Source organism: Mesorhizobium sp. B4-1-4, assembly GCF_006439395.2.
In the GTDB taxonomy this organism is placed as follows: Bacteria; Pseudomonadota; Alphaproteobacteria; order Rhizobiales; family Rhizobiaceae; genus Mesorhizobium.
In genome coordinates, this window is sequence record NZ_CP083950.1 from 3,801,756 (window position 1) to 3,826,951 (window position 25,196).

General features: G+C 62.3%; 28 protein-coding genes. 17 read left to right on the forward strand and 11 right to left on the reverse strand.

The genetic code is table 11. The features are described 5' to 3' along the window. The first annotated feature begins 152 nt into the window (after positions 1–152). From FJW03_RS18175 to FJW03_RS18220, 10 genes are all read left to right on the forward strand, one after another. Positions 153–1,256 carry an inositol-3-phosphate synthase gene (locus tag FJW03_RS18175; RefSeq protein ID WP_140759652.1) on the forward strand — a complete coding sequence of 368 codons (1,104 nt, stop codon included), beginning with the start codon at positions 153–155 and terminating at the stop codon, positions 1,254–1,256. Next, a complete protein-coding gene (locus tag FJW03_RS18180; RefSeq protein WP_140759649.1) occupies positions 1,253–1,849 on the forward strand; it encodes a histidine phosphatase family protein in 597 nt (198 codons plus the stop codon). Before FJW03_RS18175 ends, FJW03_RS18180 begins: the two co-directional genes overlap by 4 nt. Positions 1,850–1,862: 13 nt before the next feature. Beyond that, positions 1,863–2,963 carry a glycosyltransferase gene (locus FJW03_RS18185; RefSeq protein WP_140759646.1) on the forward strand — a complete coding sequence of 367 codons (1,101 nt, stop codon included), beginning with the start codon at positions 1,863–1,865 and terminating at the stop codon, positions 2,961–2,963. Then, positions 2,963–3,766 (forward strand): nucleotidyltransferase family protein, encoded by an 804-nt coding sequence (locus FJW03_RS18190; RefSeq protein WP_140759644.1) that lies wholly within the window; start codon positions 2,963–2,965, stop codon positions 3,764–3,766. Before FJW03_RS18185 ends, FJW03_RS18190 begins: the two co-directional genes overlap by 1 nt. A 1-nt stretch (position 3,767) precedes the next feature. Continuing rightward, positions 3,768–4,529 (forward strand): TIGR04290 family methyltransferase, encoded by a 762-nt coding sequence (locus tag FJW03_RS18195; protein WP_140607139.1) that lies wholly within the window; start codon positions 3,768–3,770, stop codon positions 4,527–4,529. After that, positions 4,522–5,454, forward strand: coding sequence for a beta-xylosidase (locus FJW03_RS18200; RefSeq protein ID WP_140759642.1), 933 nt, complete (start codon positions 4,522–4,524; stop codon positions 5,452–5,454). Before FJW03_RS18195 ends, FJW03_RS18200 begins: the two co-directional genes overlap by 8 nt. Before the next feature lie 12 nt (positions 5,455–5,466). Beyond that, positions 5,467–6,531 carry a glycosyltransferase gene (locus FJW03_RS18205; protein ID WP_140759639.1) on the forward strand — a complete coding sequence of 355 codons (1,065 nt, stop codon included), beginning with the start codon at positions 5,467–5,469 and terminating at the stop codon, positions 6,529–6,531. Further along, positions 6,528–7,523 carry a GNAT family N-acetyltransferase gene (locus FJW03_RS18210; protein WP_140759636.1) on the forward strand — a complete coding sequence of 332 codons (996 nt, stop codon included), beginning with the start codon at positions 6,528–6,530 and terminating at the stop codon, positions 7,521–7,523. The genes FJW03_RS18205 and FJW03_RS18210 overlap by 4 nt, the downstream gene beginning before the upstream one ends. Next, the gene (locus FJW03_RS18215; protein WP_140759633.1) at positions 7,520–8,443 is read left to right on the forward strand and encodes a class I SAM-dependent methyltransferase; all 924 of its coding nucleotides are present in this window, start codon (positions 7,520–7,522) and stop codon (positions 8,441–8,443) included. The genes FJW03_RS18210 and FJW03_RS18215 overlap by 4 nt, the downstream gene beginning before the upstream one ends. A gap of 302 nt (positions 8,444–8,745) precedes the next feature. Continuing rightward, positions 8,746–8,922, forward strand: a complete 177-nt coding sequence (locus FJW03_RS18220; RefSeq protein ID WP_413466407.1) for a hypothetical protein — start codon at positions 8,746–8,748, stop codon at positions 8,920–8,922. Here FJW03_RS18220 and FJW03_RS18225 read toward each other — a convergent pair whose 3' ends face one another. Continuing rightward, positions 8,923–9,498 carry a sigma-70 family RNA polymerase sigma factor gene (locus tag FJW03_RS18225; protein ID WP_140607145.1) on the reverse strand — a complete coding sequence of 192 codons (576 nt, stop codon included), beginning with the start codon at positions 9,496–9,498 and terminating at the stop codon, positions 8,923–8,925. It abuts the gene before it with no gap. 416 nt (positions 9,499–9,914) lie between these two features. Between FJW03_RS18225 and FJW03_RS18230 the strand changes: the two genes are divergently transcribed. Then, positions 9,915–10,172, forward strand: coding sequence for a hypothetical protein (locus FJW03_RS18230; protein ID WP_226890397.1), 258 nt, complete (start codon positions 9,915–9,917; stop codon positions 10,170–10,172). Between the two features lie 83 nt (positions 10,173–10,255). Continuing rightward, a complete protein-coding gene (locus FJW03_RS18235; RefSeq protein WP_226890398.1) occupies positions 10,256–11,047 on the forward strand; it encodes a cytochrome c oxidase assembly protein in 792 nt (263 codons plus the stop codon). Between the two features lie 19 nt (positions 11,048–11,066). Here FJW03_RS18235 and FJW03_RS18240 read toward each other — a convergent pair whose 3' ends face one another. The 5 genes from FJW03_RS18240 to FJW03_RS18260 all read right to left on the reverse strand — a co-directional run bounded on the left by FJW03_RS18240 (position 11,067) and on the right by FJW03_RS18260 (position 13,979). Beyond that, positions 11,067–11,399 (reverse strand): hypothetical protein, encoded by a 333-nt coding sequence (locus FJW03_RS18240; RefSeq protein WP_140607148.1) that lies wholly within the window; start codon positions 11,397–11,399, stop codon positions 11,067–11,069. A 2-nt stretch (positions 11,400–11,401) separates the two neighbouring features. Then, positions 11,402–11,761: a hypothetical protein gene (locus tag FJW03_RS18245; protein ID WP_140759624.1), complete on the reverse strand. Its 360-nt coding sequence runs from the start codon at positions 11,759–11,761 to the stop codon at positions 11,402–11,404. Next, the gene (locus FJW03_RS18250; RefSeq protein ID WP_140607150.1) at positions 11,761–12,981 is read right to left on the reverse strand and encodes an Nramp family divalent metal transporter; all 1,221 of its coding nucleotides are present in this window, start codon (positions 12,979–12,981) and stop codon (positions 11,761–11,763) included. The genes FJW03_RS18245 and FJW03_RS18250 overlap by 1 nt, the downstream gene beginning before the upstream one ends. Beyond that, positions 12,978–13,262 (reverse strand): hypothetical protein, encoded by a 285-nt coding sequence (locus FJW03_RS18255; RefSeq protein WP_140759621.1) that lies wholly within the window; start codon positions 13,260–13,262, stop codon positions 12,978–12,980. The genes FJW03_RS18250 and FJW03_RS18255 overlap by 4 nt, the downstream gene beginning before the upstream one ends. Before the next feature lie 384 nt (positions 13,263–13,646). Beyond that, entirely contained in the window at positions 13,647–13,979 is a 333-nt protein-coding gene (locus FJW03_RS18260) for a DUF768 domain-containing protein (RefSeq protein ID WP_140759618.1), read from the reverse strand. Positions 13,980–14,070: 91 nt separating this feature from the next. Here FJW03_RS18260 and FJW03_RS18265 point away from each other — a divergent pair, with 91 nt between their 5' ends. Next, a complete protein-coding gene (locus tag FJW03_RS18265; protein WP_319022920.1) occupies positions 14,071–14,424 on the forward strand; it encodes a low affinity iron permease family protein in 354 nt (117 codons plus the stop codon). A gap of 17 nt (positions 14,425–14,441) precedes the next feature. Here the strand turns inward: FJW03_RS18265 and FJW03_RS18270 are convergent, their stop codons facing one another. Continuing rightward, entirely contained in the window at positions 14,442–14,657 is a 216-nt protein-coding gene (locus tag FJW03_RS18270) for a hypothetical protein (RefSeq protein ID WP_140759615.1), read from the reverse strand. A gap of 276 nt (positions 14,658–14,933) precedes the next feature. Between FJW03_RS18270 and FJW03_RS18275 the strand changes: the two genes are divergently transcribed. After that, complete coding sequence (locus tag FJW03_RS18275) at positions 14,934–16,379, forward strand: c-type cytochrome (protein ID WP_210240568.1); 1,446 nt, start codon at positions 14,934–14,936, stop codon at positions 16,377–16,379. Here FJW03_RS18275 and FJW03_RS18280 read toward each other — a convergent pair. The 4 genes from FJW03_RS18280 to coxB are packed head-to-tail and all read right to left on the reverse strand — an operon-like array spanning position 16,364 to position 20,469. After that, entirely contained in the window at positions 16,364–16,927 is a 564-nt protein-coding gene (locus FJW03_RS18280; protein ID WP_140607154.1) for a c-type cytochrome, read from the reverse strand. The genes FJW03_RS18275 and FJW03_RS18280 overlap by 16 nt on opposite strands. Position 16,928: 1 nt before the next feature. Continuing rightward, positions 16,929–17,531 (reverse strand): heme-copper oxidase subunit III, encoded by a 603-nt coding sequence (locus FJW03_RS18285; protein ID WP_140759612.1) that lies wholly within the window; start codon positions 17,529–17,531, stop codon positions 16,929–16,931. Then, entirely contained in the window at positions 17,528–19,459 is a 1,932-nt protein-coding gene (gene ctaD, locus FJW03_RS18290) for a cytochrome c oxidase subunit I (protein ID WP_140759609.1), read from the reverse strand. The genes FJW03_RS18285 and ctaD overlap by 4 nt, the downstream gene beginning before the upstream one ends. Next, positions 19,456–20,469 (reverse strand): cytochrome c oxidase subunit II, encoded by a 1,014-nt coding sequence (gene coxB, locus FJW03_RS18295; RefSeq protein WP_140759606.1) that lies wholly within the window; start codon positions 20,467–20,469, stop codon positions 19,456–19,458. The genes ctaD and coxB overlap by 4 nt, the downstream gene beginning before the upstream one ends. Before the next feature lie 433 nt (positions 20,470–20,902). On the opposite strand from coxB, the gene FJW03_RS18300 reads away from it, so the two are divergent. From FJW03_RS18300 to FJW03_RS18310, 3 genes are all read left to right on the forward strand, one after another. Continuing rightward, positions 20,903–23,224 (forward strand): FdhF/YdeP family oxidoreductase, encoded by a 2,322-nt coding sequence (locus tag FJW03_RS18300; RefSeq protein WP_140759943.1) that lies wholly within the window; start codon positions 20,903–20,905, stop codon positions 23,222–23,224. A gap of 204 nt (positions 23,225–23,428) precedes the next feature. Further along, a complete protein-coding gene (locus FJW03_RS18305; RefSeq protein ID WP_226890399.1) occupies positions 23,429–24,373 on the forward strand; it encodes an alpha/beta fold hydrolase in 945 nt (314 codons plus the stop codon). 179 nt (positions 24,374–24,552) lie between these two features. Beyond that, positions 24,553–25,083, forward strand: coding sequence for a DUF1003 domain-containing protein (locus tag FJW03_RS18310; protein ID WP_140759602.1), 531 nt, complete (start codon positions 24,553–24,555; stop codon positions 25,081–25,083). Positions 25,084–25,196: the final 113 nt, after the last annotated feature.

Consider the following 25,196-nt stretch of genomic DNA (forward strand, 5'->3'; position numbering starts at 1 on the left):
GTTCCTGCCGGACTATCCCGCCGCCAACGCCGACCCAGCCCTGTTTGATCCGTGCCGGGCGCCGCAATTTTTCACGATTTGAAGGAACATTCGTGGCCGCTCCCGGTTCGGCAGCGAGGAACTTACCTCCAACCAACAGAGGCGTCGGTTTCGTGGCATCGAAGAAAGTTCGTATCGGCATCGTCGGTGTCGGCAATTGCGCATCCTCCCTGGTGCAAGGGCTGACCTATTATCGCGACGCAAAAAGCAACCAGCCGATACCCGGACTGATGCATGCCGACCTCGGCGGCTATCATGTCGATGACGTCGAGGTCGTCTGCGCGTTCGACGTCGCAACGACCAAGGTGGGGCGCGATGTCGCCGAAGCGATTTACAACGCGCCCAACAACACCTTCCGCTTCGCCGATGTGGCGCCGACCGGCGTTCGTGTCGAGCGTGGTCCCACGCTCGACGGCATCGGCAAATATCTGCGAGACGAAATCGAGGAGTCGAAGGAGCCGGTCGCCGACGTCTGTGGGGCGCTTCGCGACAGTGGTTGCGACGTGCTGGTATCGTATCTGCCGGTCGGTTCCGAAGAGGCGACGCGTTTTTACGCCGAATGCGCGTTGGATGCCGGCTGCGCATTCGTCAACTGCATCCCCGTCTTCATTGCTTCGCGTCCTGAATGGCGGCGGCGGTTCGAGCAGCGTGGCCTTCCCCTGGTCGGGGACGATATCAAGAGCCAGGTCGGCGCGACCATCGTGCACCGGTTGCTGGCCAATCTTTTCCGTGAGCGCGGGGTGCGCATCGACCGCACCTACCAGCTCAATTTCGGCGGCAACACAGACTTCCTCAACATGCTGGAACGCGAGCGGCTGGAATCGAAGAAGATCTCCAAGACCCAGTCCGTCACCAGCCAACTCGACGTTCCGCTCGAGGCGGGCAACATCCATGTCGGCCCAAGCGACCACGTGCCCTGGCTGACCGACCGCAAATGGGCCTATATTCGTGTCGAAGGAACGACCTTCGGCGGCGTGCCGCTGAACGCTGAACTCAAGCTCGAAGTGTGGGACTCGCCCAACTCCGCCGGCGTGGTGATCGATGCGGTGCGTTGCGCCAAACTCGCGCTCGACCGCGGCATTGCAGGCGCCCTGACCGGGCCTTGCAGCTATTTCATGAAATCGCCGCCGGAGCAGTTCACGGACGCCGAGGCACGCCTGCGCACCCTCGCCTTCATCTCCGGCAAGGACGAGCCGATGCTCGACGCCGCCGAATGACAACGACGTTTTTTCTGATCCGGCATGCGGCGCACGACAATGTCGGCGGCTATCTGGCGGGCCGAATGGAAGGGATCTGCCTTGGCGAAGCCGGCAAGGCACAGGCTCAGCATCTCGCCGGTCGCATGGCCCGCGAACCCCTAGCCGCCATCTGCAGCAGTCCGCGCGAGCGCACGCTGGAGACCGCAAAACCGATCGCACTTGCCTGCGGCGTCAACGACATCGCGATCTGCCAGGAATTGGACGAGATCGACTTCGGCGTCTGGTCGGGCAAGACCTTTGACGAGCTGAATGCGGACGCCAGCTGGCGTCTGTGGAATGATCAACGCCAACAGGCGCGTACGCCGAGCGGTGAAACGATGCTGGATGTCCAGCAGCGCATCGTCGGCCTGATGGACGCTCTGCGCCAAAACACCCAGGGCCAGTGTGTTGCGCTTGTCAGCCACGCCGACGTCATCAAGGCGGCGGTATGCAAGGTGCTCGGCCTCCAGCTCGGCGACTGCTTCCGCTTCGACATCGAGCCGGCGTCGATCACCACGATCGTGCATGGCGACTGGGGCTCGAAACTCATTCGCCTCAATGAAAGCGCCTGACAGGAGTTATGAAATGCGGATGGTCATTTTCGGCCTCACCGTTACCTCTTCATGGGGAAACGGCCATGCCACCCTCTGGCGCGGGCTTATACGGGCGCTGGCGCGGCTGGGCTGGTCTGTCAGCTTCTTCGAACATGATACGCCTTACTATGCCGGAACCCGGGATCTCGACCATCTCGATGGCGGTCACCTCGTTCTGTATCCCGACTGGGACAATATCCGCCGTGTCGCCGAGGCCACAATCCAGCAGGCCGATGTGGTCATCGTCACCTCCTATTGCCCCGACGCGGTCGAAGCCTCGCGGCTTGCGCAGCAAGCCTGCCGTGGACTGAAGGTGTTCTATGATCTCGACACGCCCGTCACGTTGACAAGGATCGAGCAAGGCGAATGGCCGCCCTATTTCGGTCCGGAAGGCCTGCGCGATTTCGATCTGGTGCTGAGCTATACGGGCGGGCCGGCGCTCGATGCGCTGAAGACGGTGCTTGGCGCGGGTTTCGTCGCTCCGCTTTACGGCCATGTCGATCCGAAACGCCACCGGCCGGCTCAGGCAAGAGCCGATTTTGCCGGCGACCTGTCCTATCTCGGCACTTATGCCGCGGACCGTCAGGCCGGCGTCGAGAAGCTCCTGGTCCAGCCTGCGGCCCGGCTCCCCGACCGCCGCTTCATCATCGGCGGCGCGCAGTACCCCCAGGAATTCCCGTGGAGCGACAACATCTTCTTTGTCAGGCACCTGCCTCCAGCCGATCATCCGGCCTTCTTCTGCTCATCGCGGCTGACGCTGAATGTCACCCGCGAGGCGATGGCGAAAAAGGGCTGGTGCCCCTCGGGCCGGTTGTTCGAGGCGGCAGCCTGTGGCGCCGCAATCATCAGCGACAGATGGCCGGGCCTGGACAGCTTCTTCGAGCCGGGCAGCGAGATCCTGCTCGCCGACACCACTGACGACGTGGTCGCCGCCTTGAGCCTGTCGGACCGGGAGCTTGACGCCCTGCGCACCCGCGCCCGCGAGCGTGTGCTTGACGAACACACATCCGCGCGGCGCGCCGCGGATCTGGATCAGATGCTGAACGACGCATTGCATGCGCCGGCGCGCGACCAGATGAAGGAAGCCGTCTGATGCTGGGCATAGTGCCGGCCGCCGGACGCGGCAGCCGTATTCAACCGCTCGGCTTCTCGAAAGAGTTGCTACCGGTCGGCAGCAGGTTGGACGGACAGACCGAACGGCCTTGCGCGGTGAGCGAATATCTCGTGCGGCGCATGGTGCGCAATGGCGTCGACAGGATCTGCTTCGTCATCGGGTCGGGCAAATCGGACATCCTGGAATATTACGCGGCGGGCTACGACACCGCGACCGCCATCTTCGTGGCCCAGCCCTCCCCGGTCGGTCTTTGCGACGCGATCTTCCGCGCGGAGCCGCTGGTCTCGCCGGAGGAAACGGTTCTCGTCGGTCTCCCTGACACCATCTGGTTTCCCGAGGACGGTTTCTGCCGGCTTGCCGACGACCGGCTGTCCTTCCTGCTGTTCCCCGTGGATCGTCCCGAACTCTTCGACGCCGTGGTTGTCGACGAGGGCGACCGGGTGAGGGAAATTCAGGTCAAGCAGCGCGACGCCGCGACCAATTGGATCTGGGGCGCGTTCAAGATGCCGGGCCGTATCTTCCACCAGCTTGCCGCGCTGTGGCGCGAGCGGGACCGTTACGACGAATATCTGGGCACGCTGATCAATGCCTATCTGGCTTCTGGAGGTGAGGCTTATGGTGTCAAGGCAGGCACCGCCTACGTCGATGTCGGCACCTTCAACGGCTATCGCACAGCACTGCGCCTGCTCGAAAACAACGATGTCCCCGAAGACTTGGGCTCGCACCTGTTGACGGCCCAAGGCCGCTCGCACGTACCGTCCTTTCCAGGCGAAGGAGGTTAGGATGCTGCATTCCAATGCCGATATACGTCGTCGCATCGATGCGCTCGGGCCGTGGTTCCACAATATGGAATTGGCCGGCGTCGAGACCGCGCCCGACCATTTCCTCGGCAATTACCCGCTGATCAAATGGCGCAAGTTCGCGGACGCGATCCCGGCCGATCTGACGGGCAAGTCCGTGCTCGATATCGGCTGCAATGCCGGCTTCTATTCGATCGAAATGAAAAGGCGTGGCGCCGACCGTGTGCTCGGCATCGATTTCGACGAGGCCTATCTGGCACAGGCCCGTTTTGCCGCCGAGGTCGCGGATTGCGAGATCGAATTCCGGCAATTGTCGGTCTATGACGTCGGCGGTCTGGGCGAAAGCTTCGACATCGTGCTGTTCATGGGGGTGCTCTACCATCTGCGCCATCCGCTGCTGGCGCTCGATCTGATCCGCGAGCACGTCGTGGCCGATCTGTTGATCTTCCAGTCGATGCAGCGCGGCAGCACCGATTTGCCCGAGCTCGAACAGAACTACCACTTCTGGAGCCATGAGCTGTTCGACCAGCCGGAATTCCCGAAACTTCACTTCATCGAGCACCGCTACGCCGACGATCCGACAAATTGGTGGATTCCGAACCGCGCCTGCGCCGAGGCCATGCTGCGCAGCGCCGGTTTCGAGATCGTCCGGCATCCTGAAACGGAGGTTTATTTTTGCCGCGTGGCCGGCGAGCCGGCCGGCGGCGGTGCCGTCTATCCGGTGAAAGGGAGACAAGATGATTGAAGCCGCCATGATCTGGAACGAGCCCAACAACAAGTCCCATTGGGATCCCGAGCTTGATCCCGACTGGAGCCGCTTCGCCACCATGGCGATCCTGGCCGCGGATGCGATAAAGCGGGAAAATCCGGCAGTGACCAAGGTCCTCGGCGGTATCTCGCCGATCGATGCGGGGTTCATGACCCGGATGAAGGAATTCGGCGTCCTCGATCACCTCGACGCTGTCGCCGTGCACGGTTTCCCGCTGGACTGGAACCTTTGGCAAATCCAGGAGTGGCCGCAAAAGCTCGGCGAGATTTCCGCGGTCATCGACCTCCCGATCTGGGTCAGCGAAGTCGGTATCTCGACCTTTGGCGCGGAAGAGGTCCAGGTCTGGGGCTTGCGCCGTACGGCGGAACTGCTGATCGGCAATACGCCGCGCATCCAATGGTACAGCCTCTACGACCTCCCCCGCGCCTGGGAAGCCACCACGCGCCACCGCGAAGCGGAAGGATCTTCCTATTACCGCCATTTCTACATGGGCCTGCTTCGCGAAGACGGCACGCCGAAGCCGGCACTCGAGGAATTCCTTCGCTACGCTCCGCAGATCGGATTGGTCCAGTGGTTCCACTACCAAGACCATCGGCTGGACGATGCCGTTGCCTGGATGAAACGGCTCGGCGTCACCCATATGCGTACAGGCCTATCCTGGGCCGACAGTTTCAGGCCGAACGCGCTCGACTGGTTCGACCGCCAGATGCAGGCGCTTGAGGATTTCAATGTTACGGTCACGTTCTGCTTCACGCCCGAGCATCGTGGCCTGCAACCCCACCACACCAGCCCGCCTTTGGTGCCGGAGGAATTCGCTGAATTTTGCGCCGCTATGATCCAGCGCTATGCGCCCGGGATCAGCGCCGGCGCGGTTCCGGCGCGTCGGGCCTCGGCCGCATGAGGGCTTCGTGCTGTGACCCTCACGGTCCTCAATGTAGCCTATCCCCTGGCCCCGGTCGGGCCTGACGCCGTCGGCGGCGCGGAACAAGTGCTGTCCATGCTGGACCGTGCGCTGGTGCGGATGGGCCATCGTTCCCTTGTCGTCGCTTGCCAGGGCTCCAACACGGCCGGCACCCTGATCGAGACCCCTGCCGAAACGGGCGTACTCGATGAAGCAGCCAAGAGGCGGGCTCAGGATGCGCATCGTGCGGCAATCGCTGAAGCCCGCGCACGCTGGCCGGTCGATGTGGTTCATCTGCATGGCATCGACTTCGATGCTTACCTGCCGGACACTGGCCCGACGCTGGTAACACTGCACCTGCCGCTCCAATGGTACCCGCCGGCGGTGCTACGACCGGTGCGTGAGGACCTCTGGCTCCACGCGGTATCGGCGGCGCAGCAGGAAACAGCTCCGACCGGCTCCATTCTGGTGCCGCCGATTCCGAACGGCGTCGACGTCGACGCTTTGAGCGAAACCCGATCGCGGCGCAATTTCGCGCTGGTGCTCAGTCGAATATGCCCCGAGAAAGGCATTCACCTCGCACTCGAAGCGGCCAAACAGGCGGAAGTGCCGCTGGCCGTCGGCGGCAGGCTCTATCCCTACCAGACGCATATCCAATACTTCGACGATGAAGTCGCGCCGCGTCTCGACAGGCACAGGCGCTTCCTCGGACCGCTCGGCTTTTTCGCCAAACGGCGTTTTCTCAATGCGGCCCGCTGCCTGGTCGTCCCCAGCCTCGCCGCCGAAACAAGCTCGCTTGTCGCGATGGAGGCGCTCGCTTGCGGCACGCCGGTCGTTGCCTTTCCGAATGGCGCGCTGCCCGACGTCGTCGAGCATGGCAAGACCGGCTTTCTGGTCGACGACGTCGACGAGATGGCGCGAGCCATCATGGCCTCGGCCGGTCTCGACAACGAAACATGCCGGACCGAGGCGCGCCGCCGCTTCTCCCTCGAGCATATGCTCTCGTCTTACATGGATGCATATGAAGGTCTGGCGCGGCTTGGCGCTCGCCAGCCAGCGCTGGAGACCGACCAGTGAGCGGTCTCCACGCCGAGATCATCCGCGACGAAGGAGCATTGGAGGCGCTGGGACCGGGCTGGCGGCGGCTCTGGCTGCAAAGCCCCGCCGCGACCCCCTTCCAGTCTCCCGCCTGGCTCCTGCCATGGTGGCGGACATTCGCGCCAGGTGAATTGACGGCGATCGCCGTATGGAACGGATACGATCTTGTCGGCCTGGCACCGCTCTATCTGCAGGCGCACGCTTCCGGGCCGCGCTTGTTGCCGATCGGCATTTCACTCAGCGACTATCTCGACATTTTGTGCGCACCGGAACAACAGTCAGCCGTCAACGGGGCCATCGCCGAGGCTGTACTCTCGCTCGAATGGTCGCAATGGATCCTGCCTGATCTCGCGACGGAGGCAGCCGCGCTGGCCCTAACACTGCCGGCCGTGCGGGAGAATTGCCATTCGGGCCATGCCGCATGCCCGGTGCTCCCGCTTGCTGGCGATGCGTCGCTGACGGGTTGCGTCCCTGCCCGGCGCAGGCGTCAGTTGCGCCGCGCCCACCAAGCCGCACGCCGCAGAGACCGTGTCGACATCCGGCGCGCCGAGGCCGATCCCGAAACATTCCTCGGCCAGCTGATCCGGTTGCATGGCGCGCGTTGGGATGGGCAAGGCGGTGGCGTGCTGGCTGACGCCGCCACGCGGGAATTTCACCGGAATGCCCTCCCCCGCCTTGCGGCGGAGGGCTTGGCCCGATGCTGGCTGATCGAGATCGGCGGCTCGGTTGTCGGCGCCTATTACGGGTTCCATCATGGCCGCCGCGCCTATGCCTATCTCGGCGGCTTCGATCCAGCCTATGCCGGCGAGAGCCCGGGAGCGATCCTGATCGGTCACGCCATTGGCGAGGCTGTCCGTGAAGGCGCGCGGGAATTCGATTTCCTGCGTGGCCAGGAAAGCTACAAATATGGCTGGGGCGCGCTCGACCGCTGGACCAGACAAAGGGTGTGGACGCGGAGCACGCCGGCATGACGGCGCCGCGTCCCGGATCGGTCGATGAGGCGGCAGCGGCAATGCGCACGCTCGAGATTTCCATGATCGACGGCGTTTCCCCCGAAGTCGCCCTCGCCAGGCTGGCGGTTCATGTGGACACAGGAATTGACGCGGCGGATTTGGCGGATATCGCCTTGACCATGCGCTCAAACGACAGTGCCGAACGATATTGGTTTAAGTCCGTTGCTGCGCTGCTTTTGCGCAAGCTGGATAATTTCGAGGACCTTCGCGCAGCGGCCGCGGCGGTTTGCCATGACATTGGCGAGGGTGAAATGTCGGCGGCGACCGTGCAGCGGCTGGCGAGCGGCTTTGACGGCGCGGCCGCCATTTCACCTGCCGCGAGTGTACAATTGTCCTCGCTCGGCGACGAGGAAATCCTGGCGGCAACCACGGCCGAAATTGTCGGCTGGCTGGAAGGTCACGGCTTTACCGGATCCGGCAAGGACATACTGGATATCGGGTGCGGCATTGGTCGGTTCGAAAGGGCCCTTCACGCCATGGTCGGCCGTTTGGTTGGCATCGACATTTCCTCGACCATGCTGGCGATCGCAGGTCGGCAATGCGCTTCGTTTGCCAATGTGGAACTGCGGCAGACATCGGGCTTGGACCTCACCGACTTCGCCGACAAGAGTTTCGACGGCATATTGGCTGTCGACAGTTTTCCCTATCTGGTGCTAGCCGGGCTTGCCGAGCGGCACTTGAGCGAGATGGCGCGGGTGCTCAGGCCCGGCGGCATGGCAGCGGTTTTGAACTACTCCTACCGGGGGGCGGTCGCCCTTGACCGCTACGACATCCATCGGTTCGCAAACGCGTCCGGCATGCGGATCATCGTCGACGCGGAGATGCCATTCAGCCGCTGGGACGGAACTGCATTTCTTCTTCGAGCCGGAGGAACATAGTGCCTCAACCCGTGTTCGAGAGGAATCGCAGCGATGTCCAGTTCAGCCATGGATGTGGAATCGGCATGCCCTGCAACGCCGGCTCGATGGCAACCGATCGAGGGACCGTCGGTGGACGACCACGCTGAGCTGAATCGTCGCCTTACCGTGACGGCTCGAAGGGAAAATTTCGGATTGCCGAACAATGTTGTGCAGAGCCGGAGGCCGGCCGGATTGCAGGCCGGGATTGCCTTGCAAACGCCGGCCGCCTGTGCACACTGTTTTACAGGAATATCATTTGTTAAGAGAATGCGATGTCTCGCATGAGCCAGCGCAACCTTGGCCCCCAGGCAAGTCTAGGCATGGACCAGGAGATTGCGTCACTGCTGTCAGCCATCGAACAGGAGAAAGTTCCTGATCGCCTGACCGCGCTTGCGATGGAGCTGCAGAATGCGCTGGTCGAAAAGCGCCTACGCGAGACGACGATCAAGTTGAGCTGATTATCGGTGGCGTTCGGCGCCGGTATCGTAATGGTCTTCGGACAAATAACTGCGCCTTTCGACCAGTGATTGCGACGAGGTCTCGCCAAGCGCTTCCAGCACGCCCGCGCGTGCGCGATTCAGGCGGCTTTTCACGGTTCCCACCGCGCACCCGCATATCTCTGCCGTTTCCTCGTAGCTGACCCCCAGCACCCCGATCAGCATCAGCACTTCGCGCTGATGCGCGGGAAGCGCCTGGATCGCGCCGTGTACTTCCTTGCTCTGCATCGACCAGTCCTGGGACGCTTCGGAAATCGGGCGGCTGGAGGCGCAGTCAAGCAGCCCGGGCGCCTCCCTGGCTGCCGCTCTGACGCGGGTATAGTGGGTGTTGCGCATGATGGTGAAAAGCCAGGATTTCATCCGCGTTCCCGGCTCGAATTTGTCCAGATTGGCAAGACCCTTGGTCAGGGTCTCCTGCACCAGATCGTCGGCGTCCCCGGGGGCGCGGCAAAAAGTGCGCGCGAAAGCCCTCAGCGCCGGGATCAGATCGACGATGGAAATGCTATCCGCCTGGTTCGCGCGGTCCTGGAGTAACAATGGTCGGCCCTCGGCAAAAGATGTTGAACGGAGATTAGGAAGAATGCAGGAGAATGAGGATCGTTCCTGTCTGGACGTAAACTCGTTCCAGTATCCCTGCCGCCAACTTCGACCAATCGTGCCCCGGGTCAACTGGGCCGCCGAAGCCGGGTTCGTTTCGAATGGTCCACGTGACCCCGCGTGGCCATTTGTTCCTTGTCGGAACATTGCTTTCGCACCGTCGTTAGATCCGCGGCGGCTGTGGCAACATAGCTGGAAGTGGCAGCTCGCGCGACAGCCGGAATTCTTCAGCATGGTCGCTTTGCGGGTTCCCACGTTGGTGAAGCGGACACCGAGTTCGGATGCGCACGGTTCTATCGGGTTCTTCCTGGTGCGGGCTCCTGTCAGGACCGCTGAGTTGGGCTGTCTCGACGCAAGTGAACTACGTTCTGGTGCCTTGGCAATGCGCCCATCAAGTGCCAGTCGTGCTGCCCTTGGCTTTGACGCTTGCGCTGCTTTCGCTCGTCGGAGGTGCGCTATCATGGCGGGCAAGGCGGCTACACGGCGCCTCCGGGCGCAAGCAAAACACTGAACGCTTCATTGCCGATCTCGGCATGGGGACGGCTTTGTTGTTTGCGCTGGTCATCTTCATGCAAGCCAGCGCCGCACTCATCGTCGATGGCTGCCTGCGATGAGCTTCGATGCATTCTTCTCCAGTTCGATTTGCTACGGCGCGGGCGCGCCGGCAGCGGGATGGACCTTGGCGCTGCCGATTACCATGCCGCTGATGGCGGTGGCCATTGCCTATGCGACCGGCGCGACGCGGCTGTGCCGCCGCAGTGGCCACGGCAGGCCTATACGGGCACGGCAGGCACTGTGGTTCGCCATGGGCTGGATTGTCTTGGCGGCGGCTTTGGTCAGTCCGATCCATGCGCTTAGCCAACGGCTTTTTGCTGCGCACATGATCGAACATGAACTGCTGATGGCCGTGGCGGCGCCCTTGCTGGTTGCAGCCTGTCCTGCCGCGGCCTTGCTGTGGGCATTGCCCGCCGGGTTTCGGCGCAATCTTGGAACGATCGGGCATGGGAAACTGCTGCGGATGACCTGGGCCTTCGTCGCCCGTCCGCTCAACGCGACCGTCATCCACGGCATCGCGATATGGGTCTGGCACATCCCGGCCCTGTTCGAGATGGCACTTCAGCAGGGCGTGCTGCACTACGCGCAGCACGCAAGCTTCTTCGGCACTGGCCTGCTCTTCTGGTGGACCCTGCTGCCACGTCCAGGCCGCCAGCAGAATTATGGCAGCGCCGTGATGCATCTGTTCGTCACCTCGCTGCACACCGGTCTGCTCGGCGTTCTGCTGCTTTTGTCGCCGAAGCTCTGGTATCCGCAAAACGCTGTCGGCGCGGCGTTGTGGAACCTGAGCCCTATCGAAGACCAGCAGCTCGCGGGATTGGTGATGTGGATTCCGGCTGGCCTTGTCTATGGCGGAGCAGCGCTTCTCATGGCCGGCCTTTGGATTCGATCAAGCGAAACCAGAGCAGGCGCCGATGCGCTTCGGCCAAGTTAGGTCGGCCCGCGTGATAGCTTCATGTCCCGCTCTCGGGCTCCGCCTTCATGCCACCAAGTTCTTCCTTCGTGCAAAGGAGCTTGGGCTTCATCGGATCCGAAATATCCAACTTGTCCCACGGAATTCGATAGAGCCCCTCGCGGCGGCGAAGTCCAAAAAGGTCGAGAACGGCGGTACCTACGGAGGAAGCGGACAGGCGTTCAAAAGCGGCGAAAATGCCGATGTGGAATTCGGTGACGACGAAGTCGTCGCCTTGCGATTCCGCGACGATCTCCTCTATGTGGCCTATGCTTTCGCCATTTTGGGACAGGACCCTCCGGCCAGCCAGATGGTCGACGTTCACGATCGCCATCTTCAGGCTCCCGGAATTCGGCCGATGACATGATCGCGCAACCAATCCTGCCAGTCGAAGATTGCCGTCTCGCGCACGTCGATGTCGAATTCGATGTCGACGCCGATATCGCGCACCTTGCTCCAGGGGATCCGATGCGGCCGGGCGTGCCGTTCGCCACCGAGTTTTGCCGCAAGGCGCGCCATCCAGCGCCCTGGCAGCCTTCCAAGGCGGCGCGCCAGCGTAACCGATCCAACTTCTATGGCAATGATCCGGGGCGGCTTGCCTGGCCTCAGTTCGGCGACCAAGCCGTCCAGCTTGCCGATCTTGACCTGCTCACGATCGACAACCTGTTTGTCCAGCATATCGCGCAGCAGCTTCATCAGGTGCCTCCGAATATCTGCAGGGGGATGGTCACCACAGCAAGCACAAAGCCCAGCGTGATGATGAAGATCACCGCGATATTCGAGATGATCCCGTTGCGATGCTCGCCGACGTAATGCTTGTCGTTCAGCAGGAAGAGAAAAGGCACCACGGTCAGCGGCAGGCTGGCAGCGGTAATCGCCATGGAAAAGACCGTCAGCCTGAGCGGATCGAGGCCAAGCGCGATCGGGATCGCGGCAAGGAAAATCGACACCGAATAGACGCTGGCGAAGCCCGGATTGTCACGCGGCTTGCTGTCCTCGCCCCATGTCCAGCCAAAGCCCTGCGCGATCAGGTAAGCCTGTTGCAGCGCAATTTCGAGCACGGCGCCGAAGCAGGCGATGCCGAGTGAAGCGACAAACAGCACGAAACCCCAGAACCCGAAGATAGGGATGAGCATCAGCGGCAGCTGATTGTAGTCGTCCACCTGACTTATGCCATGCGCGCCGAGCACGAGCGCGGCCACGATCAGAACGCCGACGGAAATTGTCCCGCCAAAGCTCATACCCAGGCCGGCAATGGCGCGATTGGTGCCGAGATAGCTCTTGTCCCACCGGTCCTCGATCGCCCCCGAAGAGTAAAACATGAAGAGATAAGGTGATATCGAGGCGCCAAGAATGCTGACGGCCATGAACCAGTAGTTTGCCGTATCGTGACTGGGCAGGCTCGGCGCGGCGCCGTCAGCAACCTGTTTCCAGTCCGGCTTGAGCATCACCGCCGCGACGACGAAACAGAGCGTGACAAGGCCGAGCGTCGAGACGCCCTTCTCGATCAGGCCGAACGTGCCTTTCCACAACAACAGCCACGCTACGAAAGCGACAGGCAGCGCCCACCATTGGAAGCTGATGCCCGTGGCAAGTTCGCCGGCAATGGCAACGCCACCGATCTCCGCCGACAGCACCATGAAATTGACCAGCACCGTGGTCAGGAGCGGCCACAGGAAGGCATTGAAGCCGAACCGCTCGCGGATGCCGTCCGCTATCGTGTGGCGGCTCACGGCAGCGAAGCGGCCGGCCATCTCGACCAGGAAGATGATGCAGACGGTGCCAAGAACGACCGACCAGATCAGCTGGAATCCGAACAATGCGCCGGCCTGAGCGGCCGTCGCCATCGAGCCGATCTCCAGAAAGCCCCCAACACTGGTAACGACCCCAAGCGAAATCTCGAGCAGCTTTTTCATGACTTCGGCTGGTCGTATCTGGCAGCGGCGACAGTCAGATCCGCCATCGCGCCGTTAAGATCCTGCCGCGCCTTGTCCGCCTGCGGCCGGCTGCCGGCCTTCACGGCGGCTTCGGCATCTTTCACCGCCGTTGACAGCCGTGTCATCGCCGCCGAAACTTCACTGCTCCTTCCGGGTTCGGGCGAGGCGTCCGACCGCAACTGCCGATCGGCCTCGGTGACGGTTTCGGCAAGCGATTGCAATGTGGCCGCCGTATAGCGTGCAGGGGCGGCTCCTGCCATCCAGGCGTCGGTTGCCAGGGCTGCCGTCTGCGCGGCTGATGCGACCGTCCTGGATTGCTGTTGGACGGGGTCGGAGGACGTACAAGCAGCCAGGGCCACTGCGGTCATCACCAGGCAGGCGCGGCAAAAAAGCCGCTCAACGCAATTCTTGAAAAGCTTCAAACTCCACTGCCTCACTGCCGAACGCCATCCTCCCTCGCCGCGCACAATGCCGGTCGGGTTTCGGCGTCATCTTTCGCCCCTCGACAAGTTGATGAAGCTAAAAAACGGGCTAAGGCGGAAAGTTCCGTACGGGCCAAAGATTGCCTCGCTAACTCGCCTGCGACGCGCAGATGGCAGACCGGATCTGCGGGCCTCAGGTCGCCGGTTCCCTGCAGGTCCACACTATGTTGCCCGCTCTTCTTCGTCTGGGGCCGTGCCCGAACCGCCTATCTCTTCGGAGGTCTCCAAGGCTTCGACGACCGGCGCCAGGGGGCTCTCTTCAGGTGGAATCCTTGCCCCTTCAGGATCATTCTCGCTCGCCTGATCGAGCGCGCGCTGGATGGCATCTTCGATATGACCGATTTCCTCCTCGCGGATTTCGCGTCCGTATCCGGCGGCATCGGCATCTTGTTCGAACTGTTGCGCCAGCACCGCTATACTGACCTGCGTGTCGGCAGGTAGGTTACCGACATTCTCCTGTAACCAACTTCGAAAGAACTCTACGGTTGCGCTCATATCTGGTCTCCTCGACCGGACAACTTGCACAAAGGACCGGTGTTCCATTCCGCACGCAATCTGGAACTCAAAATCGCAGACCACGTTCGTGATGATGGCTGTTCACCCCGTCCGAGAAATTCTGACCACAACCGGCACGCTGACGGCGAAGCCCTGGGCCTTTCTGATTCTTGTTGGTTACACCGTCGCGTGGATTGTCTTCGAGCATGAAACACTCGACTGGCATGGCGTCGCCACCCTCGTGACCTGGGCCATGACGCTTCTCATCCAGCGGGCGGAGCACCGCGATACCCAAGCCTTGCAGGCCAAGCTGGACGAGTTGATCCGCGCGACCGGTAATGCGCGCAACGATCTCACCCAAATCGACAAGAAAGAGCCGGAGGAAATCGAGCGAAAACGCTCGGTCGACGGGCGCAACGACGAGCATCAGCGGTCCGCTAGCTGATCGGACCTCTTCGTGAATCAGGGAGAAGCAGGCTTCGCCGGCAGGGTCCCTTGAGCCGGCTGGGTTCCCTGCTGATCCCCTCCCGTGGAGGTCTGAGGCGTCGGGTCCTTGTCGACTTTGGGGTTTTGATCGACTGGCTGGGTGTTGGGATCGCTCTTGGATTGCACCGGATCGCTGTTGCTGCACGCTGTGAGCAGAACCGTCGCGACAACAGCCATGACCGCTTGTCTCATCGTGATCTCCTCTTCGCAACAGCAACGTGAGGCGTCGCAACCCGTTCCATTGGCATGAAGCTTCTGTTCCTCAGCTGAGAACGAACCGCCTGCACGGCAGCGGGCGCCACCGTGACGAGGTCGACCGGATTTCGGTTCACTTGCGGTCGTAAGGCCGTTGCTGCCGATGCCGCGGCACCGCTGTCTCGTTCGTGGCCATTGCATGCTGGCCGAGGCTCAGGAACATAGCTCGCCGCCCGTGGTTAGGCCGGAGCCATCTGCTTCAGGTTTTCGACCATGCTGCATATCAAGTTGGGTCGACCCCATTTTGCGCCGCAGGATTGGTGCATCCGGACGGCATTGTTCCTTGCGAAGTCCATGGCTTTCCTCTTGGTGCTGCTGCTGGCAGGCGTCCCGCCGCTTTGGGCCTCCGAGATCGATCGGGGCGAATATCTTGCGCGCGCCGCCGATTGCATCGGCTGCCACACCTCGGAACCAAGCCGGCCGCTGGCTGGCGGCTACCGGGTGCCGACGCCGTTCGGGGAGGTCTATTCGACGAATATCACGCCCGACCGCGACACCGGCATCGGGCTCTATACGGATGACGAGTTCGTCAGCGCGGTGCGGGAGGGCAAGCGGCGGGACGGCGCCGATCTCTATCCGGCCATGCCTTACGACAGCTTTGCGCAGATGAGCCGCGAGGACATTCTGGCCATTAAGGCCTACCTTTTCGCGCAGCCACCGATGCATCAACCCCGTCCCGATAACATCCTGCCCTTTCCTTTCAGCCAGCGTGCCATCGTGAAGTTCTGGAAGATCGCGAACTGGCGCGGCGGCGGGTTCGCTCCGGACCCGTCCCGCGACGACGAATGGAACAGGGGCGCCTACCTCGTCGAAGTGCTTGGCCATTGCGGCGCATGCCATACGCCGCGCAACATGACGCTGGGGATGGACAGGCAAAAGAACCTCGCCGGCGGCTCGGCGGGCATCTGGCAGGCCTACAACATCACGTCCGACCCGACAGCCGGCGTCGGCGGCTGGAGCGACGCCGAACTCGGGCGCTTTCTCAAGACCGGCGCTCTGCCCGGCAAGTCCTACGCCGGAGGGCCGATGGCCGAAACGGTGACCAACAGCCTGAGCCATCTGCCTGACGGCGACATCCGTGCAATCGTCGCCTATCTGCGCAGCGTACCGGCCCAAGCCGGCGAGGAGAAGCAGCCGCGGTCCTCACAGCAAGGCATCGCCGCCAGTGCCGGGCCGGACGGCCAAAACGTGCCGCACGGCAACATCACCTCCGACGGAGCCGGACTCTATGCCTCGCTCTGCGCCGATTGCCATCGACCTGATGGGCGCGGATCACCCGACGGCGGCTTCCCCTCGCTCGTCCACAACACGACGACGGGGGCGCCGACATCGCAAAACGTCGTGATGACGATCCTCTATGGCGTCCAGGCCGGAGGCGTCGCGGGCCGCCCTTCTATGGCCGCGTTCGCCGATTGGCTCGACGACGCCCAGGTGGCAAGCCTTGCCAACTATGTTTTCGTCCATTTCGGCAACCCCGAGGTCAACGTCGCGGCGTCCGATGTGCGCCAGATGCGGGCAGGCGCGCAAACCCCGGAAACACTGATGCTGATCTGCGTGGAGGCGCTCGTCGCCGCCTGCGCCGCGCTCCTGTTGCTTTGTGTGTGGCTGCTTGCCCGACGCTACCTGGGACGGCTCCTTCCAGGTCACGTCCGCGCGTAGAGATAGGCAGCGATGTCGCGTGCCTCCTGCGGCGACAGGTTGGTGTTGGGCATGGCCGTTTTCGGGTCCACGTCCCGTGCACGGCTGATCCAGCGTATCATCACATCGGAGGAGGTTCGCGCCGTGCCGCCAATATAGAACCGCCGGGAGACGCCGGCCAGCGACGGGCCGACCGTCCCTCTGGCTCCGGGCACGCCGGGAATTTCATGGCATCCGCCGCAACCGTTGCGGATCATTGCCGGGATGGCCCGGGCAGCCTCGCCGCCGGTCTGCTGGTTGATCTGCGCCTCGCTCAGGAACTCCGCGCGCCATGCCTGCGCGAGATAGGCACCGGTCACGAAAACGGCACCCACGAGAAAGGCGGCGCTCCATGTCACGATTTTGTCTCGCGGCAACGAAGCAACGTCCAAGGCGCTCGATGGAATGGCTTCGCGTGGACGCACGCGCAGCAGAAAAACGAGGCCTCCGGCAAACAGCAGAAGCCCGGCCAGACCACGCAACGCAGTGTGGTGGCGCGAGAAACGCTGCCGGTGCCTGATGGCCTGCATCTCACATCCTCGGGAACCAGTAGATTATGAAATAGAGCACGACCCAGGAAGCGACCACGAAATCCCAGTAGAAGGCATTGTCGGCCACATCGCTGAAACGTCGGCCCGTGTTGCCCTTGTCCGTAAACATGAGGACCGCAAGCACGACCGTATCGCCGACATCCGTAAGCAGGTGGGTCGTATGCAATCCGATGATGAACCAGATTATCGAGCCGTAGGCGTTCTGGTCCCAGCGGATCTCTAGTGCCGCGAACTCCCAGATGCGCAGCAGCAAAGGCAAGAAACCAACGGCTGACATCACGATCATGCCGACGCGCACCTTCGCCAGATCCTGCCTCTTTGCCAATTGCTCGACCATGTGATTGGGAACGACGCTGATGAGGAGAACGACCAGTATGGCCGTGCCCGGGAACAGGTCCGGTGGCGGCGCGGCGATCGGCCACTGCGGACTGACCGACGCCAAATAGAGATAGGCGCCGATCGCGAGGGCAAAACCGGTCGCCTCGAGCGCGATGAAGGCCAGCGTTCCCCACCACATGGGAGTGCTCGCGCCGAAATCATAGGTCGGCAGCCGGCTGATATCGGCAACGGCGCGGTGCTTCATTCCTCGTCCTCCGGAATAGCCTTGGGCCAGAACCAGCCGATGAAGGTCACCGCCACCGGCAAGGAGCCCCAAACCACGGCCCAAGGCGTATAGATCGAGGCCAGAAAAGCCACGCCGACCGCAATGGCGGCGAGAAACGGCCAGATGGAATTGTCGGCCGAGGGTTGGCGGATTTGCGGCACCGCATCGGCGACGGTACCGGCTATCACCTCGCGTGCGTCGATGCGCAGCCCCTCCGCGACAGGAAGTACCTCGGCATCCTTCCAGAGCGGCTCGCGATGGTCGACCACCGGAATGCGCGGGAAATTGTACGACGGCGGCGGCGAGGCGGTTGCCCATTCCAGCGTGCTCGCGCCCCAGGGGTTGTCCCCGGCGAGGCGCCCGCGCCTGAGACTAAGGACGACGTTGTGGAAGAGAACTCCGAACCCGGCAGTCAGGACGAGGCTGCACAGGCTGACGAAGAGGTTCGTGCCTCCCCAGCCGCTTTCGAGCGGATAGGTGTAGACCCGTCGCGGCATTCCTTGCAGGCCCAGAATGTGCATCGGAAAGAAGGTGGCATTGAAGCCGATGAAGACCAGCCAGAAGTTCCATTTCCCGAGCCGCTCGCAAAGCATGCGCCCGGTGATCTTGGGAAACCAATAGTAGACCGCGCCGAGCAGCGGAAACACCGCCCCGCCCACCAGCACGTAGTGCAGATGGGCGACGACGAAATAGGTGTCATGCACCTGCAGATCGAGCGGCACCGACGCGACCATGACGCCGGTCAAGCCGCCGATGACGAAGGTCACAATAAAGCCGAGCACGAACAGGAGCGGCGTTGCCAGGATCGGCCGTCCGCCCCAAATCGTGGCGATCCAGCAGAAGATCTGGATCCCGCTCGGGATGGCAATCATCATGGAGGAAGCGGTGAAGAAGCTTTCGCCAAGCTGCGGCAGGCCGGTGGCGAACATGTGATGCACCCACAGGCCGAAAGACAGCAGCCCGATGCCTATAAGCGACAGCACGATCCCCAGGTAGCCGAATACCGGCCTGCGGACGAAGGCAGGCAGGATAGCCGAAACGAAGCCCGTCGCCGGGATAAAGATGATGTAGACTTCCGGATGGCCGAAGAACCAGAAGAGGTGCTGCCACAAAAGCACGTCGCCTCCGCTTGCCGGATTGAAGAACTGCGTCCCGACGAGCCGGTCGAGAATGAGCATCGTGCTCGACACCATCACCGCCGGCATCGCAAAGAGAATGATGAATGCCATCACCAAAGCCGACCAGACATAGATCGGCATGCGGTCCAGCGTCATGCCCGGCGCTCTTTGCTTGAAGACGGTGGCAATGACCTCCACGGCCACCGCAAGCGCCGAAACCTCCGTGTAGGTGACCATCTGTGCCCAGAAATCCGGGCGCTTGCCGGTGCCGTATTCGGGACCTGCCAACGGTACGTAGGAAAACCACCCAGCATCGGCACCGGTGTTGAAAGCAAACGCCACCCAGATCATCAATCCGCCCGACACATAGACCCAATAGCTGAAGGCATTGAGGCGCGGAAACGCGACGTTGCGCGAGCCGATCATCAACGGCACCAGGTAGATGGCGAAGCCTTCCATCATCGGCACGGCGAAGAGAAACATCATCGTCGTGCCGTGCATGGTGAAAAGCTGATTGTACAGATCCGGGCCGACGCGGCCCGCTTCGGGCGAAGCAAGCTGCAAGCGCATCACGAGCGCGGAAATCCCGGCCAGGATAAGGAACAGGAAGGCCGTGACGACGTAGCGTTGGGCGATGCGCTTGTGGTCTACGGTCGCCAGCCAACCGTAGAGGCCATCGGGTGTCTTCCAGGTCTCGGACAGAGATGCATGAAGCGTGGCGTCGTCGAGGCCCGTGTCGCGTATGCCCTTGAGCTCCTCCGCGTTGAGCTCGACCTCGGCTGCGCTCATTGCAGCCCCTCCAGATAGGCGACCACCGCATTGAGGTCATTGGCACTGAGATCGATGCTCGGCATTTTGGCGCCGGGCTTGATCGACTGCGGGTCGGCGATCCACGCCGCGAGGGCGCCTCGGGTCAGCGGCAAGGTGTCGGCGGCAAGAGAGCCGCGGCTTGCAAGATGCGTCAAATCCGGCCCGACGACGCCGACCGCCGGTGTGCCACGGATCCTGTGACAGAGCGCACATCCGGTTCCGAGGAAAGCTGCCTGCCCGCGACGGGCTTCCTCTTCCTTCGGCGGCACGGCATCGAGCCGCTGCCGCGCAACCCAGGCGTCGAAGGCAGAGCGGCCTTCGGCCACGACCGTCATTGCCATATGCGTATGCTGATAGCCGCAGAATTCCGCGCATTGGCCACGGTAAGTCCCCGCCTTTTCCACCAGCAGCGTGATCGCGCCCGGCCGGCCCGGGATGAGATCGCGTTTCCCCGCGAGGCTCGGGACCCAGAAGCTGTGGATGACATCGGCGGAGTCGAGTTCGACCCGGATCGGCAGGTCCACGGGCAGATGGATTTCGTTGGCGGTGACAATGTCGGATTGACCATCGAGGTGATACCGCGCCTCCCACCACCATTGATGACCGGTGAGATGGATGGTGAGCGCCTCTCCGTTGAGAGCGGCGTTGGATTTTCCGGTCAGGAAGCTGGCGAAGGTCAGTCCGATGAGGACAGCAATGGTTACTGCAACGGCTGTGGCAACGACACGGAAAAAGTTCTGCTCACGTCTCCGATCGGTCGCAAGCGGCTCTCCTGTTTGCCGACCCCGCCGACGGTGAAGGACAGCCATCGTCAGAGCCATCACGACAAGGACCCACACCACCACGGAGACGGCCGTAAAAAGCCAGATCAGCCCGAGGATGGCTCGCGCGCCGCCGCCTTGAGGATGCAATGCCGACTGCCACTGGCTGCACCCTGAAAGCAGGACTGCCAACGCCCCTATCCCCCCTGCGCAGCGCAGTTTGCCCATGTCCGACACCGCCGTTCCGCGATGGTGATGTGTCACTCTCGATCACTACCCGCGTGACGGGGTCTCTCGAAACGCATCCGCTTCGACAGGACTTCGGAGGCCATCTGGAGATAGCGGATAGAAGACATCGTCAGTCAGCCTGAGGAAACACTGCTCGGTGATGCCAGCTGCAACGACGGGCCCGAAAATAAGTTCCGGTCGCGTGGTTTGGGCAGGACGCCTCGTTTCTCACAAACGTGCTTATCACGCCGCGGTGGCAAGGAATTGGCTGCAGGCATCCTCCCGAACGGGGCGCAATGTGGAGGAATGCCGGCTTGGTTTCCTGAGCACTTCACCAATCCGTGAACTGTTGGCGCGGCAACGGAGGTCCGGACGCGGGAACCTAGCTGACCAAGGCAGGTTGATGTTCGTCATCAAACAGCCGAGCACCCACATGAAACCGTCCGTCACCGACCACGTCAAAATCAAACGATATAATCACCCAACCGGCGGTTGGGGATCGCTGAAGTCGCTCATACGCAAGGCACATGGCGAAGGTCTTCTCGTGTCGGGCATCTGGAGCACGCTGATGCGGCAGAACAAGTCCGACGGTTACATGTGTGTGTCCTGCTCCTGGGCCAAGCCAGCGGAGCCACGGCCTTTCGAGTTCTGCGAGAACGGCGCCAAGGCCACGCTCTGGGACCAGACCAAACGTCGCTGCGGGCCGGAATTCTTCGCCGCTCACCGGGTGAATGAGCTGCTCGACTGGCCCGATCATGACCTCGAAAAGCAGGGCCGGCTGGTCGAGCCAATGCGCTACAACGAGGCTACCGACAAATACGAGCCAGTGTCATGGGACGCGGCTTTCCGTGAAATCGGCAAGGAATTGAGAAAGCTCGATCCGCGATCCGTCGTCTTCTACACCTCCGGGCGGGCGTCGCTCGAAGCGTCGTTCATGTATCAGCTCTTCGCCCGCATTTACGGTTCGAGCAACCTGCCGGATTCCTCGAACATGTGTCACGAGTCGACGTCCGTGGGACTGCCGGAGTCCATCGGCTCGCCCGTCGGCACCGTGCAGTTGGAAGATTTCGCACATTGTGACCTCATGTTCTTCTTCGGGCACAACACCGGGGTCACCGCGCCGCGACTGCTGCATCCGATCGAAGAGGCGCGTCAGCGCGGTATTCCCGTGATTACCTTCAATCCCCTCCCCGAGCGCGGCCTCGAGCGATTCAAGAACCCGCAAAGCCCCGTCGAAATGCTGTCGCCCGGACCGGGCACCAAGATGTCGAGCGAGTTCTTCCAGGTGCGCGGCGGTGGCGATATCGCGGCCATGACCGGAATCGCGAAATCCCTTCTCGCGCTGGATGATGCCGCCGTGCAAAACGGCGGCCGGCGCGTTCTCGATACGGGCTTCATTGCGGAACACACGTCCGGCTTCGAAGAATTCGAAGCCTATCTGCGGCGCACGCCATGGGACAAGATCGTTGCACGTTCGGGCATCGCGCGCGCGGATCTGGAACGTGTCGCCAGGATCTACAGCGAGGCTTCCGCGGTGATCGGCAATTACGGCATGGGCCTGACACAGCATCGGCACGGCACCGAAAACGTCCACATGCTGTGCAATCTGTTGCTGATGCGCGGCAATGTCGGCAAACCGGGCGCCGGCGTTTCGCCGCTACGTGGTCATTCCAATGTGCAGGGTCAGCGCACGGTGGGCATTTCCGAAAAACCCGAGTTGGTGCCGCTCGACAAGTTCGCCGCGTTCTACCAATTCGAGCCACCCCGAGAAAAGGGCCGCGATACGGTGGAGACGTGCGAAGGCGTCATCGACGGATCCGTGAAGGCCTTCGTCGGCCTCGGCGGTAATTTCGTGCGCGCGGTTCCGGAGACGGGTCTCATCGAGGAGGCGTGGCGGCGTCTGCGACTGCACGTACAGATCGCAACGAAGCTCAACCGCAGCCATCTCATCCCCGGCACGGTCACCTATCTGCTTCCGTGCTTGTCACGGATCGAGCGGGACAGCCAGGCGGGCGGCGAGCAACATGTCTCGATGGAGGACTCGACGGCCTGCATTCACGGTTCGTTCGGCTACCGGCCGCCGGCGGGTCCCGATCTGCTTTCCGAGCCAAGGATCGTCGCCGAACTCGCCAAGGCTACGGTGGGCGGCAAAAGCGCTGTCCCGTGGGACGAATGGGTCGGCGACTACAGCCTTATCAGGAACGAGATCGAGCGTTGCTACCCGGACCACTTCAAGGACTTCAACAAACGTTTTTTGGCACCGGGAGGGTTCCACCGCGACATCAAGGCGTCGAAGCGGGTATGGCAGACGCCCAACAAGAAAGCCAACTTCAAGGCGCCGACCATGTTGGAGACCGATCCGGACATCGACGTCTCTCAGTCTGATGTGCTGACGCTCATTACGATCCGTTCAAACGATCAGTTCAACACCACGATTTATGGTTATCGCGACAGATTGCGCGGCATCAATGGAACGCGCATGGTTCTGCTGATGAACAAACGCGATATGCAACGGCTTGGGGTTTCCGACGGGGACGAGATCGATCTGCAATCGGCAGCCGAGGATGGGGTCGAGCGACGTGTCCGGGGCCTGAGGGTCACGCCTTACGCGATCCCTCCCGGAAATTGCGCAGGCTACTACCCGGAGCTCAATCCCTTGATTCCCTTGTGGCATCGGGCGGAGAAGGCGCATGTGCCCGCGGCCAAATCGGTGCCGGTAAGGTTGGTTCCTGTCTCCGGTCAGGCATCGAAGTAACGAGCCTCGCGAGCTCTTCCGCTCGTCAAACCGGTCCCGGGCACGCACCCACGCTCGAGCCGGCTGTGCAGCATTGCCGTCGGCGGGCGGAGCGAGCCAAGGCTCAGACCAGGCGCACAGTCGAACGTTACCATGAGGGTTCCTCGCGAAACGGGTTCAGTCACAGGGATGCTTTCGGGCAGAGATCGACCGAAACTCGCGCCAGTGCTGGTGGCCGCGGCATTCGCGGCGCTGGCTGGATATAATCATGCCCGCGCCAATCGGGCGCTTGCCAGCCGAGCCCACGGACATGTGGTGGAGATCGATGGTGCACGCCTGCATTTTTTGGAAGCCGGCACTGGCGTGCCGTTGCTTCTGCTGCATGGCAACGGGTCGATAGCGGAGGATTTCACGTCGAGCGGCATCTTCGAGCAGGCGGCAAGGACCTACCGGGTGCTGGCATTCGATCGTCCGGGGTTTGGCAGAAGCTCACGATCGCGGGGCCGGCGCTGGTCGGCTTGCGATCAGGCCGACCTCATACATGCCGCCGCCGCCAAGCTTGGCATCGAGGAATATCTGGTGATCGGGCATTCCTGGGGAGCATGGATCGCAATCGAACTGGCGCGCAGGCATTCCGCATCGGTCGCCGGTATCATTCTGGTGTCCGGCTACTACTACCCGCAGCCACGGCTGGATCTTGCACTGGCTGCACTCCCGGCCCTACCGTTGGTCGGCACCGCGTTTCGGCACACCCTGCTGCCATTGCTTGTGAGATCGGCCTGGCCTTGGGCGATGAAGGAGATCTTCCTCCCGGCGGTGGTCGCCAGCGAGTTTGCCGCACTCGCCAAAGAAGTCGCCAGCCGCCCTTCACAGCTACGCGCAGTCTGTTCGGAGACGGCTTTCATGTTGGCCGCGGCCCTGTTTGCGAAAGCCGCCTACGAGGACATTGCCGTTCCCACCGGGATCGTGGCGGGCGCGGCTGACCGGCTGTTCGATGCGGAACGAAATGCGCGACAACTGCACGCGGAGATCGGCGGCTCTCTCCTCGATATCGTTCCGGGCGCCGGCCACATGGTTCATCAAAGTGCGCCGCAGTCAGTCCTCGCCATGGTCGACAGGATTGCGCAAATGCATTCCTGGTCGCGACCAGGTCCCTCCTGCGAGGCTTGAGTAGGCGACGAGATCAGGCAGTTCGGCGGGTATTGCCGATCGGACCTGGGCCGACAGCATCGGGCGCGGTGCCGTCCAGATGGTCCGAACCTTGGGAACTGATGGGAACCGTCGATGGAACCTAAGCTAGCGCCGGACGTATCAAGCGGGGGGCGAGCAACGTCGCCGGGGGTGGCACCATGACCGCTCGACACTTTGCCGACATGCAGCCGATCCTTCATCAGAACATACAGGCCTTGGTCGACCACAGGCAGCAACAGGAGGAGCATCGCGGAATCCAGATGCGGATTGCTGGCGCCATTTCGCGTTTCGCGGGAAGCATGACCTTTGTGTATTTGCATCTTGCGGCGCTGGTTGGCTGGATCCTCGCGAACGTGGGAGCAATCCCAGGCATCCCGGCCTGGGACCCGACTTTCGTGATCCTGGCCATGGTCGCGTCAGTCGAGGCGATTTTCCTGTCCACTTTCGTGCTGATCAATCAGAACAGGATGACTGAACAGAGCGAACGCCGAGCCGAACTGGATTTGCAGATCAGCCTTCTAAACGAGCATGAAACCACGCGGCTGATTGAAATGGTGGCTGCTTTGACGGCGCGCTTGAACGTCGCGACGCCGGCCGACGAGGAGCTGCCGCAACTGGCCGAGAACGTCGATCCGCGAAAGGTAATGACCCAAATCCAGGAAGCCTCTCGAGATCGGCGGAAACCTTGAACAAATGTTTCGCATCCAAATGGCAATTCGAGCTTGTCCGTCGGCCGAACTCTGCGGTTAGCTGTTCGAGCCTTGCTCCGCTGAAACGAGCGGCAACAACAGCCGCGCATCGG

Excerpts from the sequence above, each read along its gene's own strand:
- FJW03_RS18180 (WP_140759649.1), top strand. The coding sequence starts at position 1,253 with ATGACAACGACGTTTTTTCTGATCCGGCATGCGGCGCACGACAATGTC.
- FJW03_RS18185 (WP_140759646.1), top strand. The coding sequence starts at position 1,863 with ATGCGGATGGTCATTTTCGGCCTCACCGTTACCTCTTCATGGGGAAAC.
- FJW03_RS18190 (WP_140759644.1), top strand. The coding sequence starts at position 2,963 with ATGCTGGGCATAGTGCCGGCCGCCGGACGCGGCAGCCGTATTCAACCG.
- FJW03_RS18195 (WP_140607139.1), top strand. The coding sequence starts at position 3,768 with ATGCTGCATTCCAATGCCGATATACGTCGTCGCATCGATGCGCTCGGG.
- FJW03_RS18200 (WP_140759642.1), top strand. The coding sequence starts at position 4,522 with ATGATTGAAGCCGCCATGATCTGGAACGAGCCCAACAACAAGTCCCAT.
- FJW03_RS18215 (WP_140759633.1), top strand. The coding sequence starts at position 7,520 with ATGACGGCGCCGCGTCCCGGATCGGTCGATGAGGCGGCAGCGGCAATG.
- FJW03_RS18220 (WP_413466407.1), top strand. The coding sequence starts at position 8,746 with ATGAGCCAGCGCAACCTTGGCCCCCAGGCAAGTCTAGGCATGGACCAG.
- FJW03_RS18235 (WP_226890398.1), top strand. The coding sequence starts at position 10,256 with ATGCCGCTGATGGCGGTGGCCATTGCCTATGCGACCGGCGCGACGCGG.
- FJW03_RS18240 (WP_140607148.1), bottom strand. The coding sequence starts at position 11,399 with ATGGCGATCGTGAACGTCGACCATCTGGCTGGCCGGAGGGTCCTGTCC.
- FJW03_RS18245 (WP_140759624.1), bottom strand. The coding sequence starts at position 11,761 with ATGAAGCTGCTGCGCGATATGCTGGACAAACAGGTTGTCGATCGTGAG.
- FJW03_RS18250 (WP_140607150.1), bottom strand. The coding sequence starts at position 12,981 with ATGAAAAAGCTGCTCGAGATTTCGCTTGGGGTCGTTACCAGTGTTGGG.
- FJW03_RS18255 (WP_140759621.1), bottom strand. The coding sequence starts at position 13,262 with ATGGCAGGAGCCGCCCCTGCACGCTATACGGCGGCCACATTGCAATCG.
- FJW03_RS18260 (WP_140759618.1), bottom strand. The coding sequence starts at position 13,979 with ATGAGCGCAACCGTAGAGTTCTTTCGAAGTTGGTTACAGGAGAATGTC.
- FJW03_RS18265 (WP_319022920.1), top strand. The coding sequence starts at position 14,071 with ATGATGGCTGTTCACCCCGTCCGAGAAATTCTGACCACAACCGGCACG.
- FJW03_RS18270 (WP_140759615.1), bottom strand. The coding sequence starts at position 14,657 with ATGAGACAAGCGGTCATGGCTGTTGTCGCGACGGTTCTGCTCACAGCG.
- FJW03_RS18275 (WP_210240568.1), top strand. The coding sequence starts at position 14,934 with ATGCTGCATATCAAGTTGGGTCGACCCCATTTTGCGCCGCAGGATTGG.
- FJW03_RS18280 (WP_140607154.1), bottom strand. The coding sequence starts at position 16,927 with ATGCAGGCCATCAGGCACCGGCAGCGTTTCTCGCGCCACCACACTGCG.
- FJW03_RS18285 (WP_140759612.1), bottom strand. The coding sequence starts at position 17,531 with ATGAAGCACCGCGCCGTTGCCGATATCAGCCGGCTGCCGACCTATGAT.
- ctaD (WP_140759609.1), bottom strand. The coding sequence starts at position 19,459 with ATGAGCGCAGCCGAGGTCGAGCTCAACGCGGAGGAGCTCAAGGGCATA.
- coxB (WP_140759606.1), bottom strand. The coding sequence starts at position 20,469 with ATGGGCAAACTGCGCTGCGCAGGGGGGATAGGGGCGTTGGCAGTCCTG.
- FJW03_RS18300 (WP_140759943.1), top strand. The coding sequence starts at position 20,903 with ATGAAACCGTCCGTCACCGACCACGTCAAAATCAAACGATATAATCAC.
- FJW03_RS18310 (WP_140759602.1), top strand. The coding sequence starts at position 24,553 with ATGACCGCTCGACACTTTGCCGACATGCAGCCGATCCTTCATCAGAAC.